Source organism: Pseudomonas donghuensis, from assembly GCF_000696345.2.
Classification (GTDB): domain Bacteria; phylum Pseudomonadota; class Gammaproteobacteria; order Pseudomonadales; family Pseudomonadaceae; genus Aquipseudomonas; species Aquipseudomonas donghuensis.
Genome location: NZ_CP071706.1, coordinates 2,683,000 through 2,695,920 on the forward strand (window position 1 = coordinate 2,683,000; position 12,921 = coordinate 2,695,920).

The following is a 12,921-nucleotide window of genomic DNA, read 5'->3' on the forward strand; positions in this document are numbered from 1 at the left end:
TAGTGTTTGAACACCTGCGGCCCGGCTGATGCAGCGGGCCGCTTTCTGCGTTGTACACAGGAGGCAGCATGGCCTTCACGGTCGAATTGGAAGAATGGGTCGGCAGTCTCTGGCATCGTTTCATTACCCGCCGGGCGAGTGTCGATTTCCCCGAGGCACGGGTCGAACTGGCCCCCAGGCAACGGCGCCTGGCGCTGTTGTTCAGGGCCATGGGCGGGGCGGGCGGCATCGGTGTGGAGGCCGCCAGCGAGCGTGACCTGCTGCTGCGCCGCAGCCTGTTGCAGCAGATCGCCGGCACCTGCAAGCAGGCGCCGCTGGCCTGGTGTGACGCGCACAACGTGCGCTTGCCGGCGCACCTGGCAGTATTCCCCGACGCTGCCTTGAACGAAGAGCTGTATCGCTGGCTGGCCTTGCTCGCGGCGCAATCGGGGCCGATGCGCCACTGGGGGCGAGACAACCAGCGCTGGACGCGTGAGCTGCTGCAACGCTTTCCGGGGTTGGCGAGCCGCTACCAACGGCTGGTCGATGCGCACCTGCAACTGCGCCCGGATCCGGCCTCGCTAAGCCCGGATGCTGCGCTGCTTGAACGCGCCTTGCGCCAGGCCCTGCGCGAGCCGGGCAGCGTCGAGGTGTTTCCGCGCAGTGAACGGGCGGCCTGGCCGCTGCCGCTGTGGTTGTATCCGCCGCTGCACCTTGCCAGCCCTCAGGCGGGTGACCTTGAAGACGCGCAAAACGAGCTGCCCAACACCCCCGGCCAGCAGCAGGGCGGACGCAAACGCGCCAGCCGTGTCGATGACAGCCCGGCCAAGGGCGGCCTGTTGATCGTGCGCCTGGAGAACCTGTTCAGTTGGACCGAACACGTCGACCTCGACCGCTGGGAGGACGATAGCCAGGACCCGGACGCTGCCCGGGTGGCCGAAGACCTCGATCAATTGACCCTGTCGCGCACCCGTATCCGCAAGGGTGGTGGCCTGAAACTGCACCTGGACCTGCCGCCGGCGGACGTCGACGACATCCCCCTGGGTGCAGGCATCAAGTTGCCGGAATGGGACTATCGCCAAGGCCGCCTGCAAGCCGGTTTCGTCAACCTGCAGTTGCTCGAACCGCGTGATTGCATGCCCCAACCGCTACCGGCGCGGCTGCAAGGCCCGGCACGGCGCCTGCGCCGGCAGTTCGAGCACCTGCGCACGGATCGCCAGTGGTTGCGTCAGCAGCCCCAGGGCAGCGAACCTGACCTGCAGGCCTGGCTGGATTTTCATGTCGAACGTGTGCATGGGCAGTGCGCCGAGCGTGGCCTGTTCCTGGAGCAGCGCCGCGTTCGCCGCGATCTTGCCTGCCTGTTGCTGGCCGATGTATCGATGTCCACCGACGCCCACTTGAACGATGAGCAGCGGGTGATCGACGTGATCCGCGACAGCCTGCTGCTGTTCGGCGAAACCCTGTCGACGCTGGGGGATGAGTTTGCCCTGTACGGGTTTTCTTCGTTGCGTCGCCAGCAGGTGCGCATGCAGCAACTCAAAGTGTTCGATCAGCGCTATGACGATGTCACGCGCGGCAAGATCCAGGGGCTCAAACCGGGTTACTACACGCGCATGGGCGCTGCGATTCGCCAGGCAAGCCAAGTGCTTGGTGGCCGTAAGCGACAGCGCAAGCTGTTGCTGCTGCTCAGCGATGGCAAGCCCAATGACCTGGACCTTTACGAAGGCCGATATGGCGTTGAAGACACCCGCGAAGCGGTGCGTGAAGCCCGGCGCCTGGGCCTGACACCCTTTTGCATCACCATCGACCGCAAGGCCGGTGCCTACCTGCCGTACATGTTCGGCAGCAACGGCTACGCCCTGATACACCAGCCTGAGCAACTGCCGCAGCGTTTGCCGCAGCTGTATCGGCAGTTGACCCAGCCTTAGCGCGGCAACCAGAACACCATTGCCACACAGAACAGCGTCAGGCCGATGCAGAACCACAGGAAGCGCAACTGTTGTCGCGCACCGGCCAATGCTGCGGTAGCGGGCAGCGGCATGCCGCAGTGCTCACAGGTGCTGGCCTTGGCGGGATTGGTGTGTTCGCAGTACAGGCATACCGGCAGGGCATTCATTCGAATTGCTCCAGCCGCGGCCGATCGAGAATGGCGATGCGCCGACCGTCCTGAGTGATGATCTTTTCATCAATCAGGCGGCGGATGATCCTTGAAAAGGTCTCCGGCTGGATCGACAGGTGGCCGGCTATCAGTTGCTTGGCCATCGGCAGTTCGAACTGGCGCTGCACCGGCTCGGCGTGCATCAGTTGCGCCAACAGGTAGCGCACCACCCGGTGGGTGGCATTTTTCAGCGACAACGTCTCGATTTCATTGACCCGCTGGTGCAGGCGCACACAGAGCTTGCCGAGCAGGGCGAAGGTCAGCCGGCTGTTGCTCTGCAGCAGGCGCATGTAGGTGCTGGTCGAGAGCCGATAGAGCTGCGTTTGCCCGACCGCTTCGGCCGAGGCGACATAATTGGGCGTGTCCATCAGCATCATCGCTTCGGCGAAGGTCTGCCGCGGGCCGATGACTTCGAAGACCTTCTCCTGGCCGTCCGGGGTCAAACGGTAGATCTTCACCGCACCGGCAATCACGAAGTAGAACGCCTCGGCCGGCTCGCCCTGACGGAACAGCGGCTCGCCCTTGTCGACGCTGAGCAGTTGGCTGCTGCCCATCAATTCATCGAGCTGCTCGTCGTTCAAGGGCTCGAACAGGTGGTGAGTACGCAGGATCTGGTGGTGGACGCGGTGAAGCACCATGGCATTTCATCCTCAAGCGGAAAAGGGGTGGGGCTCGAACCTGGATGTAGGCGTCGAGCAAGAGCCGGGCCAGGCGGCAAGCCCCGGGTTGTATGGCGTGCTGATACTTGAGGGTGAAAAATACCCACGGCGCTTGGGTGAAATTGACCGTTACAGGGTTATTTTTACCCTTGTTTCTCCTGCTTCAGCCCGCAATCACGCCAGGGCACAACCCTTGCACTGGCGTATTCAACAGCGATTGGCAGCCTACGCCGTTGCACGCCGCGCGCCTTGACGTGCGACAAGGGTGGCAGCCTGCCGATGGCAGATGATGAGGCCGGGCTCAGTACGACCCGGCAACAAGGTAAGGAGAGGCTTGATGCAAGTACTTGATCGCCGTAAAGCGCTGGCCATCGTGCCACTCTTGCGCCTGGCGTTCCGGCCGTTGTTCCTCGCTGGCTGTGCGCTGGCAGTGTTGGCGATACCGCTGTGGCTGGCGGCGCTGAACGGCGCCCTTGGCACCTGGCAGCCGGCCGGCGGTTGGCTGGCCTGGCACCGGCATGAACTGGTGTTCGGTTTCGGCCTGGCGATCATCGCCGGCTTTTTGCTTACGGCGGTGCAGACCTGGACCGGGCAACCGGGGCTGAGTGGCAAGCCGCTGGCTGGCCTGGCGCTACTGTGGCTGGCCGGGCGGGTGGCGTGGCTGGCGAATGCGCCCTGGCCGTTGCTGGCGCTGCTGGAACTGGGCTTCCCGTTGCTGGTGGCGGTGTTGATGGGCAGCACTCTGTGGCAGGTACGGCAAAAGCGCAACTACCCGATAGTGATGGTCTTGCTGTTGTTGACGGCGGTCGATGGCCTGGCGGTGTATGGCCTGGTGCAAGGCCACGATGGCTGGCAGCGCCAGGGCGTGCTCGGCGGCATCTGGCTGGTGGCGGCGATGATGGGCCTGATTGGCGGGCGGGTGATTCCGTTCTTCACCCAGCGCGGCTTGGGTCGGACCGAGGCGGTAGTGCCCTGGCCCTGGCTCGACTGGCTGTTGCTGACGGGGTCGGCGCTGGTAGCGGTGCTGTATGCGGCAGGGCCTGCCCTGACGGCCAATGCCGGGGTCGGCCTGCTGTTTGCCGCCCTGGCGCTCGGGCATGTAGTGCGCCTGTGGCGCTGGCACGATCGCGGGATTTGGCAGGTGCCGCTGCTGTGGTCGTTGCACCTGGCCTACGGCTGGTTGGCCCTGGCCTGCCTGGGCATGGCCCTGTGGCATTTCGGCGTGCCGTTGAACCCGAGCCTGGCGGTGCATTGCCTGACTATCGGCGCCATGGCCGGGTTGATCCTGGCGATGATTGCCCGGGTCAGCCTGGGTCATACCGGGCGGGCGTTGCAGCCGCCGGCGGGAATGACCCTGGCGTTCGCTCTGCTCAACCTGGCTGCGCTCAGCCGGGTGCTGTTGGTGCCGTGGATGCCGATGGCGGGCTTGTGGCTGGCCGGGGCGTGCTGGGTGCTGGCGTTTGCCGTGTATACCTGGCGCTATGCACCGATGCTGCTGCGCGCCCGGGTTGACGGGCATCCTGGTTAAGCGCCTAGAGGCGAAGGATGTTGTATCCGTATTTGTTGGTGATTCATCTACTGGCGGCCATCGCCTTTATCGGCACGCTGTTTTTCGAAGTGCTCATCTGGCAAGCGGCGCGCCGGCATGTGCCGGTTGCGGCGCAGGCCGGGGTCGACCAGGCGCTGTCGGTGCGTTCGCGCAAGGTGCTGCATGGCGTGGTGTTGCTGCTGTATGGCGCCGGTGTTGGCCTGGCCTGGCATCACCGCGCGGCCTTGAGCCAGCCGTTGGCCAGCAGCTTTGCCAGCCTGCTGAGCCTGAAGATCGTCCTGGCCCTGAGCATCATTGGTCATTACCTGTTGCTGGCGTTCTGGCTCAAACGCGGACGCTTGAGCCAGGGGCGGGCGCGTTGGATCCGCTGCAGCATTCTTGGCCATATGCTGGTGATCGTGATCCTGGCCAAGGCGATGTTCTATTGGCACTAGCCTGCGCCGTACTAAGGCGGGCACTACTTGTAGGAGCTGGCTTTGCCAGCGATGAGGCCGGTACAGCCAGCACATCAAGTGGCGTCTGAATTACGGCCGCGGGCAAGGCCAGCTCCCACAAAGGCCAGCCATCAGGCCAGTGCGTTGACGAACAGCACATCGTTCTCCAGATGAATATGCTGCAGCAGATCCTCGCGAAACTCCTCCAGCCCGCGGTACAGGGTGCGCCAGGTGTTGCAGGCGCCCTCCGGCGCGGTTATTTCGTTGGTCAGCAAGCTCAAGCGCTCCAGCGCCTGGCCATGTTGATCATGCTCCAGACGCATAACCTGGATCGGCGCACCGGCCTGGCGGCCCATGCCCCGTTGCAGCAAGGGGAACAGCACCTGTTCTTCCTTGAGCATGTGCCCTTCAAGTTCCTGCTGCATGTCCTGCAGGTGATCGGCCAGGCCGTTGGGGCAATGGTCATGGCCACCGTGGACCTGCTCCACACGTCGGGCCAGGCGGATCAGTTCCGGCAACTGCTGGCGGTGGCGGTCGTGGTAGCGGGAGAGGATGTAGGCAATCAGTTCGGCCGGGGAGAGTGTCGGGTTCATCAGGGCTCCTGGTCTGTTGGCAAAGGTTCCCCAGGACCATTGCATCGCCCATGCCAGCTTTAATTGCCCGAAATCAAGGGCCGTTGCTGTGGATGTGGTGAAATTCACCCGAATACCTCAGGGTAGCGATAACCACAGAGGGTGATGACTACCATGCTGCGTGAAAGCCTTGCCGCCGACCTGATCGTCGAGCTGCCCAATGCCGTGCGCTTGCAGCGTCTGGTGCAGACGCTGCGCGAATACTTCAACTGCGGCGCCGTCGGCCTGCTCCGGCTCGAAGGCGACAGCCTGCGGCCGCTGGCCTGTGTCGGCCTGGTCCACGAAGCCCTCGGCAGGCGCTTCGTGATCGCCCAGCATCCGCGCCTGGCAGCGATCATGGCCTCGCGCGAGCCGACCTGGTTCGAGCCCGACAGCCGCCTGCCGGACCCCTACGATGGCCTGCTCGAGACCGCGCTGCACGAACCCTTGGCCGTTCACGACTGCATGGGCGTCAGCCTCTACGTGGAAGGCCAGGTCTGGGGCGCGATCACCCTCGATGCGCTTAAGGCCGGGACCTTCGGCAGCGATGCCCGCGATGAACTCAAGCGCTGCACCCTGCAGATCGAGGCTGCCTTGCGGGTCACCCGCCTGGAGCAGGAGAACCGCAGCCTGCGCCTGTCGCGCAGCGAGCCCCAGGACTTGCGCAGGCCTGTGGAAGAGGGCGAGATCCTCGGTCACAGTGCGGTGTTGCAGCAGTTGCTCAACGAGATTGAAGTACTGGCCGATGCCGATCTGCCGGTATTGCTGCTGGGCGAGACCGGGGTCGGCAAGGAGCTGTTCGCCCGCCGCCTGCATCGCCTGTCGCGACGCAGCCACAAGCCGCTGATCCAGGTCAACTGCGCGGCCTTGCCCGAGTCGCTGGCCGAGAGCGAGCTGTTCGGCCATGTCAAAGGCGCGTTCTCCGGCGCCAGCAGCGACCGCGCCGGGCGCTTCGATGCAGCCAATGGCGGTACGTTGTTTCTCGATGAAGTCGGCGAGCTGCCCCTGAGCGTACAGGCCAAACTGTTGCGCACCCTGCAAAACGGCGAGATCCAGCGCCTGGGCGCCGACAAGCCGCTGCACGTGGATGTGCGCATCATCGCCGCGACCAACCGGCATTTGCCCGACAGCATTCGCGACGGCCTGTTTCGCGCCGACCTCTACCATCGCCTGTCGGTGTACCCGCTACCGATTCCACCGTTGCGCGAGCGCGGCAACGATGTGTTGATGATTGCCGGGCAGTTCCTCGAACTCAACCGCACCCGTCTGGGGCTGCGCGGTTTGCGCCTGTCGGCGGCGGCCGAGCGGGCGCTGCTGGCCTACCACTGGCCGGGCAACGTGCGTGAGCTTGAGCATGTGATCAGCCGCGCCGCGCTCAAGCAATTGAGCCGCGAAGGCAGCCGTAGCCTGATCATTACCCTGGAGCCGGAGGTGCTCGACCTCGATAGCGCGCCGGCAGCGGCGCCGCTGGCGGATCAACCGGTTGCCGCCAGCTTGGCGCATCCCTCCCTGAGCGACGCCGTCGATGCCTGCCAGCGCCAGGCCATTGCCCAGGCGCTGCGCCTGAGCGGGGATAACTGGGCCAGTGCCGCGCGGCTGTTGGCGGTCGACCCGAGCAACCTGCACAAACTGGCCAGGCGCTTGCGCCTCAAGTAACACTCGGAGCGTTGATGGTGATCAAGGCCTGCCGGTGTCGCAGCTTACAGACTGCGTACAACTTCCCAGGAGATCACTGCCATGCCGCTGTCCCTTGCCCAGATGCGCCGTAACTACACCCTCGGTGGCCTGCAGGAGGAGGCGGCGCCGCTCGAACCGCTGCCGCTGTTTGCGCAGTGGCTGCAACAGGCCCGCGAGACCGAGCGCGAGCCGGTGGAGGCCAATAGCATGCACCTGGCCACCGTCGACAGCCTGGGCAGGCCGCACTGCCGGGTGCTGCTGCTCAAGGGCTTTGACCAGCAGGGCTTTACCTTCTTCGGCAACTACCAGAGTGCCAAGGGCCAGGAACTGGCGGCCAACCCCTATGCGGCGATGACCTTCTTCTGGCCGGGGCTGGAGCGCCAGGTACGAATTGAGGGGCCGGTGACGCGGCTCGATCCGCAGTTATCCGATGCCTACTTCGATTCGCGTCCCGAAGCCAGTCGCCTGGGCGCCTGGGCTTCACCACAAAGCCGGGTGTTGACCGACCGCGGCGAACTGCAGGCGCTGCTGGCGCAGACCATCCGCCGCTTCGTCGAGCAGCCGCTGCGTCGCCCCGAGCATTGGGGCGGCTATTGCCTGAGGCCTGAACGCATGGAGTTCTGGCAGGGCCGCGCCGATCGCCTGCATGACCGTCTCGATTATCGCTGCCAGGGTGGGCAGTGGACGCGCCAGCGCCTGGCGCCGTGAGCCCGAAGAGATACCTCCAAGGAGGAATAGGTTCGCCCAGGCTTTAGGTTCAGGCTTGGGCCCATCCACCTTTCACGGGAAGCCCAGGCCATGGCCCATTTGGCACAACGCACGTTTGAACCCCTGAACATCGCCGTGCTGACCATCAGCGACACGCGCACCTACGACACCGACAGCTCCGGCCAGACCCTCATCGACCTGCTGCAAGCAGCAGGGCATGTGCTGGTCGAGCGCGACCTGGTCAAGGACGATATCTACCAGATCCGCGCGACCCTCTCGCGCTGGATCGCCGACCCCAGGGTACAGGTGGTGCTGACCACCGGCGGCACCGGTTTTACCGCCCGCGACAACACCCCGCAAGCGGTGCAGCCATTGCTGGATAAACACGTCGAAGGCTTTGGTGAGTTGTTCCGCCAGGTGTCGCTGGCCGAAATCGGCATGTCCAGCCTGCAGTCCCGTGCCCTGGCGGGGATGAGCAATGGCGTGCTGGTGTGCTGCGTGCCGGGTTCGCCCGGCGCCTGTCGCACCGCCTGGACGCAAATCCTGCATAGCCAGCTCGACAGCCGTACCGGCCCGTGCAATTTCGCCCCGCACCTCAAGGCCCAGGCCGGGCAGGCCATTGAGGCCTGTGGGGCGCGGCCATGAGCGGGCGGGTATGCGACAGCGGCAAGTTGATCCCGGTCGACCAGGCCATCCGCCATTTGCTCGAGCAGGCGCCACCGCCACCGGCTGCGCAGATGGTGTTGCTGGACAAAGCCCTGGGCCGGGTGCTGGCGGTTGATATCCATGCCCCGCGCAGTCTGCCGGGCTGGGACAACAGCGCCATGGACGGTTTTGCCTTCAGGGTGGCCGACCTGCCAGCTGCTGGCGGTTGCCTGAGCCTGGCCGGGCGCATCGCCGCCGGCCAGCAGGCCAGCACCGCGTTGCAACCTGGGCAGGCGGTGCGGATCTTCACCGGTGCACCCTTGCCGCCGGGTGCCGACACGGTAGCGCCCCAGGAGCTATGCCGGGTGGAAGGCGAGCAGGTCTGGCTACCCGCCGCCGGCCTTGGCGACCACGTGCGCAAGGCTGGCGAGGAGGTGCGCGAAGGCCATCTGTTGCTGCAGGCCGGCAAGCGCCTGCGTGCCCAGGAGCTGGGCCTGCTGGCCGCTTCGGGCGTGGCCTGGGTCGAGGTCCATCGGCCCTTGCGCGTCGGTTTGCTGAGCAGCGGCGACGAACTGCGCGAGCCCGGCCAACCCCTGGCCCCGGGGCAGATCTACAACAGCAACCGCTATTGCCTGATGGCTTTGCTGCAGGGCTGGGGCGTGGAGGTGCACGACTACGGGGTGATGGCCGACGAACTGGCGGCCAGCAAGCACGCGCTGAATCTGGCTGCGTCCGAATGCGACCTGCTGCTGACCTCCGGCGGTGTCTCGGTGGGTGAGGAAGATCACCTCAAGCAGGCCATCCAGGACCTGGGCAGTGTCGATTTCTGGCGTCTGGCGATCCAGCCGGGCAAGCCCCTGGCTTTTGGCGAGGTGGCGGGCCGGCCGTGGATCGGCATGCCCGGCAACCCGGCAGCGGCGCTGATTACCGCGCTGGTGGTGGTACGGCCGTTCCTGTTGCGCGCCCAGGGCGTGCGCGATGTGTTGCCCCGGCCGCTGGCGCTGCCAGCCGGTTTCGACTGGCTGCAACGCAACAAGCGCCGCCAGTACCTGCGGGCCCGCTTGTTGCCCGAGGCCAACGGCCAGTCCAGCGTACAACTGCACCCACAACAAAGCTCGGCAATGCTCAGCGCCGCCTGCTGGGCCGATGGCCTGGCGGTGGTGGAGTGCGAGCAACAGCTGCACAAGCACGACAACGTGCAGTTCCTTTCTTTCGCGCAGCTGATGCAGTGAGCGACCTTGATTGCCGTCAAGGTCCTGCCGGGCACTGTGGCTAGACTGGCAGCGCTTTTTTCGATTGCTCCGAGCCTGCTCGTGTTGTGCATCGCAGGCGCATGGCAGCAGCTTCTTTGATGAGGAAACCCCATGCAACTGGTCTGCCCGGCAGGCAACCTGCCTGCGCTTAAAGCCGCGGTGCGCCAAGGCGCCGATGCTGTTTACGTCGGTTTTCGCGATGACACCAACGCCCGGCATTTCGCCGGGCTGAACATGGACGACAAGCAGTTCGACGCCGCTGTTGCCCATATCCGCCAACACCAACGCAAGCTCTATGTCGCGGTCAACACCTACCCGCAACCCCAGGGTTGGGAACGCTGGCAGCGCGCGGTCGACCGTGCCGCCGACCATGGTGTCGATGCCCTGATCGCCGCCGACCCGGGTGTGCTCGGCTATGCGGCCCAGCGCCACCCGCAGTTGAGCCTGCACCTCTCGGTGCAAGGCTCGGCCACCAACGCCAGCGCCCTGGCGTTCTACGCCCAGCACTACAACATCCGCCGCGCCGTGCTGCCACGGGTGCTGTCGCTGGCCCAGGTACGCCAGGTGGCAGCCAACAGCACGGTGCCCATCGAGGTCTTTGCCTTCGGCAGCCTGTGCATCATGGCCGAAGGGCGTTGCCACCTGTCGTCGTACATCACCGGCGAGTCGCCGAACCTGTGCGGCGTCTGTTCGCCGGCCAAGGCGGTGCGCTGGAGCGAAGACGCCGAGGGCTTGAGTGCACGCCTGAGCGAAGTGCTGATCGACCGCTATCAACCCGACGAGCCGGCCGGTTACCCGACCCTGTGCAAGGGCCGTTTCCTGGTGGATGGCAAGCGCTTCCATGCCCTGGAAGAGCCCACCAGCCTCGACACCCTCGACCTGCTGCCGGAACTCGCCGCCATGGGCGTCGAGGCGGTGAAGATCGAGGGCCGCCAGCGCAGCCCGGCCTATGTCGAGCAGGTCACCCAGGTCTGGCGTGCCGCGCTCGACGCCCATCGCCTGGCACCGCAACGCTTCACGGTCAAGGACCAGTGGCGTCAGGTGCTGGCCGGTTTGTCCGAAGGCAGCCAGACCACCCTGGGTGCTTACCATCGATCATGGCAATGAGGGACTGGACATGAAGCTCAGCCTGGGACCCGTCCTGTATTACTGGGACAAGGAACAACTGGGGCGTTTCTACAGCGAGATGTCGGCCTTGCCCCTGGATGTGATTTATCTGGGGGAAACCGTGTGCTCGAAACGCCGGGCCATGAACCTCGATCACTGGCTTGGTCTGGGCCGCGAGCTGCAGGCCTGCAGCCCGGCGCAGATCGTGTTGTCGAGCCTGACCCTGATCGAAGCCGCTTCCGAGCTCTCCAGCCTGCGCCGCTTGTGCGACAACGGCGAGCTGCTGGTGGAGGCCAACGACATGGGTGCGGTGCAGTACCTGGCCGAGCGCAAGCTGCCGTTCGTGGCCGGCCCCGCGCTCAACCTGTACAACGGCCACGCGTTGGCCAAGCTGCTCGATTGCGGGATGATCCGCTGGGTGCCGCCGGTGGAGTGTTCGGCCACACTGATCCGCGCGGTGCTCGACCAGGCCGTTGAGTTGAACCGTGAGTTGCCTGAGGTTGAAGTCTTTGCCTATGGGCATCTGCCGCTGGCTTACTCGGCGCGCTGTTTTACCGCCCGTGCCGAAAACCGGCCCAAGGACGACTGCCAGTTCTGCTGCATCAACTACCCCGACGGCCTGGCCCTGAGTAGCCAGGAAGGCCAGGCGCTGTTCACCCTGAACGGCATCCAGACCATGTCGGCCGAGGTCACCAACTTGCTGGCCGACTACCCGGGGCTTGAGGCCTGCGGCGCCGACCTGTTGCGCCTGAGCCCGCGGGCCCAGGGCATGGTCGAGGTGGTTCAGGCCTTTGCCCGGGTGCGCCAGGGCGAGGCGCCGCCGTTGTTTGTCGAAGGTTGCAACGGCTACTGGCACGGCCAGGCGGGCATGTTGCGGGTCGAGGAGGTGGGCCTGTGCTGAACCGCACGCAATGGCTGTTGAAAGGTGCCGACCGGGTGCTGCCGCTGATCCGTCGGGTGCCGTTCGTGATTCAGCGGGTTGCTTTGCAGCAGGCGCTTAATCGCTGCCTGGCCGAGCCCCTGCGCGACGGTGAGTTCGACCTGCTGCGCGGGCGCTGGTTGTGCCTGCGGATTCCCGACCTGGACCTGGCCTGGTACCTGACCCGCAACCGCGATGGCCTGCAGATCGCCGAGCGGGCCAAGGCCGATGTCACCATTCGCGGCAACTGGCGCGAGTTTCTCTTGCTGGCCAGCCGTCAGGAGGACCCGGACACGCTGTTCTTCCGCCGCCGCCTGGTGATCGAGGGCGACACCGAGCTGGGTTTGACCCTGAAGAACCTGATCGACAGCCTCGACCCCGAGGTGTTGCCGGTGTGGTTGTGGCGCAACCTGGAGCGCGCCGGCAAGGGCCTGGCGGCCAGTTGAGGGCAGGGCCGGCTACTGGGGCTAACCCGAGTAACCGGCCAGCTCATCGGCGGCGAGGATGTGGATGCTGCGCCGTTCCATGGCGATCAGGCCGCGTTCCACCAGACGGTGCAGGGTGCGCGAAAAGGTCTCTGGCTGGATGCCCAGCTTGGAGGCCACCAGGCGCTTGGACACCTGCAACTCGACCCGGCCACTGTCGGGGTCGCATTCCTGCAGCAAGAAGTTGATCACCCGGCGGCTGGCGCTGGCCGAGGTCAGGGTGTCGATGTCCCTGAGGCGCTGGTGCAGGTGGATGCTCATGCTCGCCAGAATGGCCAGGCACACCTGTGGCTGGTCTTCCAGGGCATTGCGGTAATGGGCGCCATCGATGCTGATCAACACGCAGTCCTTGAGCGCCGTGGCCGTCACCGGGTAACTGCGCGCCTGGCTGAACAGCAGCGCTTCGGCAAAGGTCTGGCCCGGCTGGATGATCTCCACCAGATGTTCCTGGCCCTCGGCGCTGAGCCGGTACAGCTTGATCTGGCCACTGACCAGCAAGAAGAAGCGCTTGGCCGGGTCGCCCTGGTGCATGAGCGTGTCATGGCAGCTCAGGCGCCTGAGCATGGCCAGGCCACAGACGGCTTCGAAAACGTTGTCCGGCAGTTGGCTGAACAAGTGATGACGACGTAAAACCAGAACGGTAGAAGGGTGGGTCAGCATGGCGTACCTCCGCTGGCGCCTATGGTAAAACCCCCGACGCCGGCGGCCTATGCCTCCGCCGGTCTACCTCCAAAGGG

The 12,921-nt window shown here is 65.3% G+C and carries 14 protein-coding genes and 1 pseudogene; 11 read left to right on the top strand and 4 right to left on the bottom strand.

All coding sequences use genetic code 11. The annotated features are described in order from the left end of the window. Positions 1-68: 68 nt before the first annotated feature. A complete protein-coding gene (locus BV82_RS12485; protein WP_036995881.1) occupies positions 69-1,907 on the top strand; it encodes a nitric oxide reductase activation protein NorD in 1,839 nt (612 codons plus the stop codon). Here the strand turns inward: BV82_RS12485 and BV82_RS12490 are convergent. Next, complete coding sequence (locus BV82_RS12490; RefSeq protein WP_010221924.1) at positions 1,904-2,095, bottom strand: hypothetical protein; 192 nt, start codon at positions 2,093-2,095, stop codon at positions 1,904-1,906. The two genes, BV82_RS12485 and BV82_RS12490, sit on opposite strands and share 4 nt — an antisense overlap. Beyond that, on the bottom strand, positions 2,092-2,775 hold the full coding sequence (locus BV82_RS12495) for a Crp/Fnr family transcriptional regulator (protein WP_010221925.1): 684 nt from the start codon (positions 2,773-2,775) through the stop codon (positions 2,092-2,094). The genes BV82_RS12490 and BV82_RS12495 overlap by 4 nt, the downstream gene beginning before the upstream one ends. On the opposite strand from BV82_RS12495, the gene BV82_RS12500 reads away from it, so the two are divergent. The 3 genes from BV82_RS12500 (at position 2,774) to BV82_RS12510 (ending at position 4,779) form a co-directional block, all read left to right on the top strand. Continuing rightward, positions 2,774-3,049 carry a hypothetical protein gene (locus tag BV82_RS12500; RefSeq protein ID WP_145997604.1) on the top strand — a complete coding sequence of 92 codons (276 nt, stop codon included), beginning with the start codon at positions 2,774-2,776 and terminating at the stop codon, positions 3,047-3,049. The two genes, BV82_RS12495 and BV82_RS12500, sit on opposite strands and share 2 nt — an antisense overlap. An 84-nt stretch (positions 3,050-3,133) precedes the next feature. Continuing rightward, positions 3,134-4,324 (top strand): NnrS family protein, encoded by a 1,191-nt coding sequence (locus BV82_RS12505; protein WP_036995880.1) that lies wholly within the window; start codon positions 3,134-3,136, stop codon positions 4,322-4,324. Positions 4,325-4,341: 17 nt separating this feature from the next. After that, the gene (locus BV82_RS12510; protein ID WP_010221927.1) at positions 4,342-4,779 is read left to right on the top strand and encodes a CopD family copper resistance protein; all 438 of its coding nucleotides are present in this window, start codon (positions 4,342-4,344) and stop codon (positions 4,777-4,779) included. Positions 4,780-4,910: 131 nt separating this feature from the next. Here BV82_RS12510 and BV82_RS12515 read toward each other — a convergent pair. Further along, positions 4,911-5,351 (bottom strand): annotated as a pseudogene (locus BV82_RS12515) (hemerythrin domain-containing protein); the annotation flags it as partial. Between the two features lie 174 nt (positions 5,352-5,525). Here BV82_RS12515 and norR point away from each other — a divergent pair. The 7 genes from norR to ubiT all read left to right on the top strand — a co-directional run bounded on the left by norR (position 5,526) and on the right by ubiT (position 12,145). Next, positions 5,526-7,046, top strand: coding sequence for a nitric oxide reductase transcriptional regulator NorR (gene norR, locus BV82_RS12520; protein ID WP_036995941.1), 1,521 nt, complete (start codon positions 5,526-5,528; stop codon positions 7,044-7,046). Positions 7,047-7,127: 81 nt separating this feature from the next. After that, on the top strand, positions 7,128-7,775 hold the full coding sequence (pdxH, locus tag BV82_RS12525) for a pyridoxamine 5'-phosphate oxidase (protein ID WP_036995879.1): 648 nt from the start codon (positions 7,128-7,130) through the stop codon (positions 7,773-7,775). 90 nt (positions 7,776-7,865) lie between these two features. After that, the gene (moaB, locus tag BV82_RS12530; protein WP_010221932.1) at positions 7,866-8,420 is read left to right on the top strand and encodes a molybdenum cofactor biosynthesis protein B; all 555 of its coding nucleotides are present in this window, start codon (positions 7,866-7,868) and stop codon (positions 8,418-8,420) included. After that, positions 8,417-9,652: a molybdopterin molybdotransferase MoeA gene (locus BV82_RS12535; protein WP_010221933.1), complete on the top strand. Its 1,236-nt coding sequence runs from the start codon at positions 8,417-8,419 to the stop codon at positions 9,650-9,652. Before moaB ends, BV82_RS12535 begins: the two co-directional genes overlap by 4 nt. A gap of 132 nt (positions 9,653-9,784) precedes the next feature. After that, a complete protein-coding gene (ubiU, locus tag BV82_RS12540; RefSeq protein WP_010221935.1) occupies positions 9,785-10,780 on the top strand; it encodes a ubiquinone anaerobic biosynthesis protein UbiU in 996 nt (331 codons plus the stop codon). A gap of 10 nt (positions 10,781-10,790) precedes the next feature. Further along, on the top strand, positions 10,791-11,681 hold the full coding sequence (locus BV82_RS12545) for a U32 family peptidase (RefSeq protein WP_010221936.1): 891 nt from the start codon (positions 10,791-10,793) through the stop codon (positions 11,679-11,681). Continuing rightward, on the top strand, positions 11,675-12,145 hold the full coding sequence (gene ubiT, locus BV82_RS12550) for a ubiquinone anaerobic biosynthesis accessory factor UbiT (RefSeq protein ID WP_010221937.1): 471 nt from the start codon (positions 11,675-11,677) through the stop codon (positions 12,143-12,145). The genes BV82_RS12545 and ubiT overlap by 7 nt, the downstream gene beginning before the upstream one ends. A 21-nt stretch (positions 12,146-12,166) precedes the next feature. On the opposite strand, the gene BV82_RS12555 is transcribed toward ubiT, so the two are convergent. Continuing rightward, positions 12,167-12,844 (bottom strand): Crp/Fnr family transcriptional regulator, encoded by a 678-nt coding sequence (locus BV82_RS12555; protein ID WP_010221938.1) that lies wholly within the window; start codon positions 12,842-12,844, stop codon positions 12,167-12,169. Positions 12,845-12,921: the final 77 nt, after the last annotated feature.

What these genes read in the sequence shown, in the direction of transcription:
- BV82_RS12500 (WP_145997604.1), top strand. Translation starts at nt 2,774, where the DNA reads ATGGCATTTCATCCTCAAGCGGAAAAGGGGTGGGGCTCGAACCTGGAT.
- moaB (WP_010221932.1), top strand. Translation starts at nt 7,866, where the DNA reads ATGGCCCATTTGGCACAACGCACGTTTGAACCCCTGAACATCGCCGTG.
- BV82_RS12555 (WP_010221938.1), bottom strand. Translation starts at nt 12,844, where the DNA reads ATGCTGACCCACCCTTCTACCGTTCTGGTTTTACGTCGTCATCACTTG.
- pdxH (WP_036995879.1), top strand. Translation starts at nt 7,128, where the DNA reads ATGCCGCTGTCCCTTGCCCAGATGCGCCGTAACTACACCCTCGGTGGC.
- BV82_RS12485 (WP_036995881.1), top strand. Translation starts at nt 69, where the DNA reads ATGGCCTTCACGGTCGAATTGGAAGAATGGGTCGGCAGTCTCTGGCAT.
- ubiU (WP_010221935.1), top strand. Translation starts at nt 9,785, where the DNA reads ATGCAACTGGTCTGCCCGGCAGGCAACCTGCCTGCGCTTAAAGCCGCG.
- BV82_RS12545 (WP_010221936.1), top strand. Translation starts at nt 10,791, where the DNA reads ATGAAGCTCAGCCTGGGACCCGTCCTGTATTACTGGGACAAGGAACAA.
- norR (WP_036995941.1), top strand. Translation starts at nt 5,526, where the DNA reads ATGCTGCGTGAAAGCCTTGCCGCCGACCTGATCGTCGAGCTGCCCAAT.
- BV82_RS12510 (WP_010221927.1), top strand. Translation starts at nt 4,342, where the DNA reads ATGTTGTATCCGTATTTGTTGGTGATTCATCTACTGGCGGCCATCGCC.
- BV82_RS12490 (WP_010221924.1), bottom strand. Translation starts at nt 2,095, where the DNA reads ATGAATGCCCTGCCGGTATGCCTGTACTGCGAACACACCAATCCCGCC.
- BV82_RS12535 (WP_010221933.1), top strand. Translation starts at nt 8,417, where the DNA reads ATGAGCGGGCGGGTATGCGACAGCGGCAAGTTGATCCCGGTCGACCAG.
- BV82_RS12495 (WP_010221925.1), bottom strand. Translation starts at nt 2,775, where the DNA reads ATGGTGCTTCACCGCGTCCACCACCAGATCCTGCGTACTCACCACCTG.
- BV82_RS12505 (WP_036995880.1), top strand. Translation starts at nt 3,134, where the DNA reads ATGCAAGTACTTGATCGCCGTAAAGCGCTGGCCATCGTGCCACTCTTG.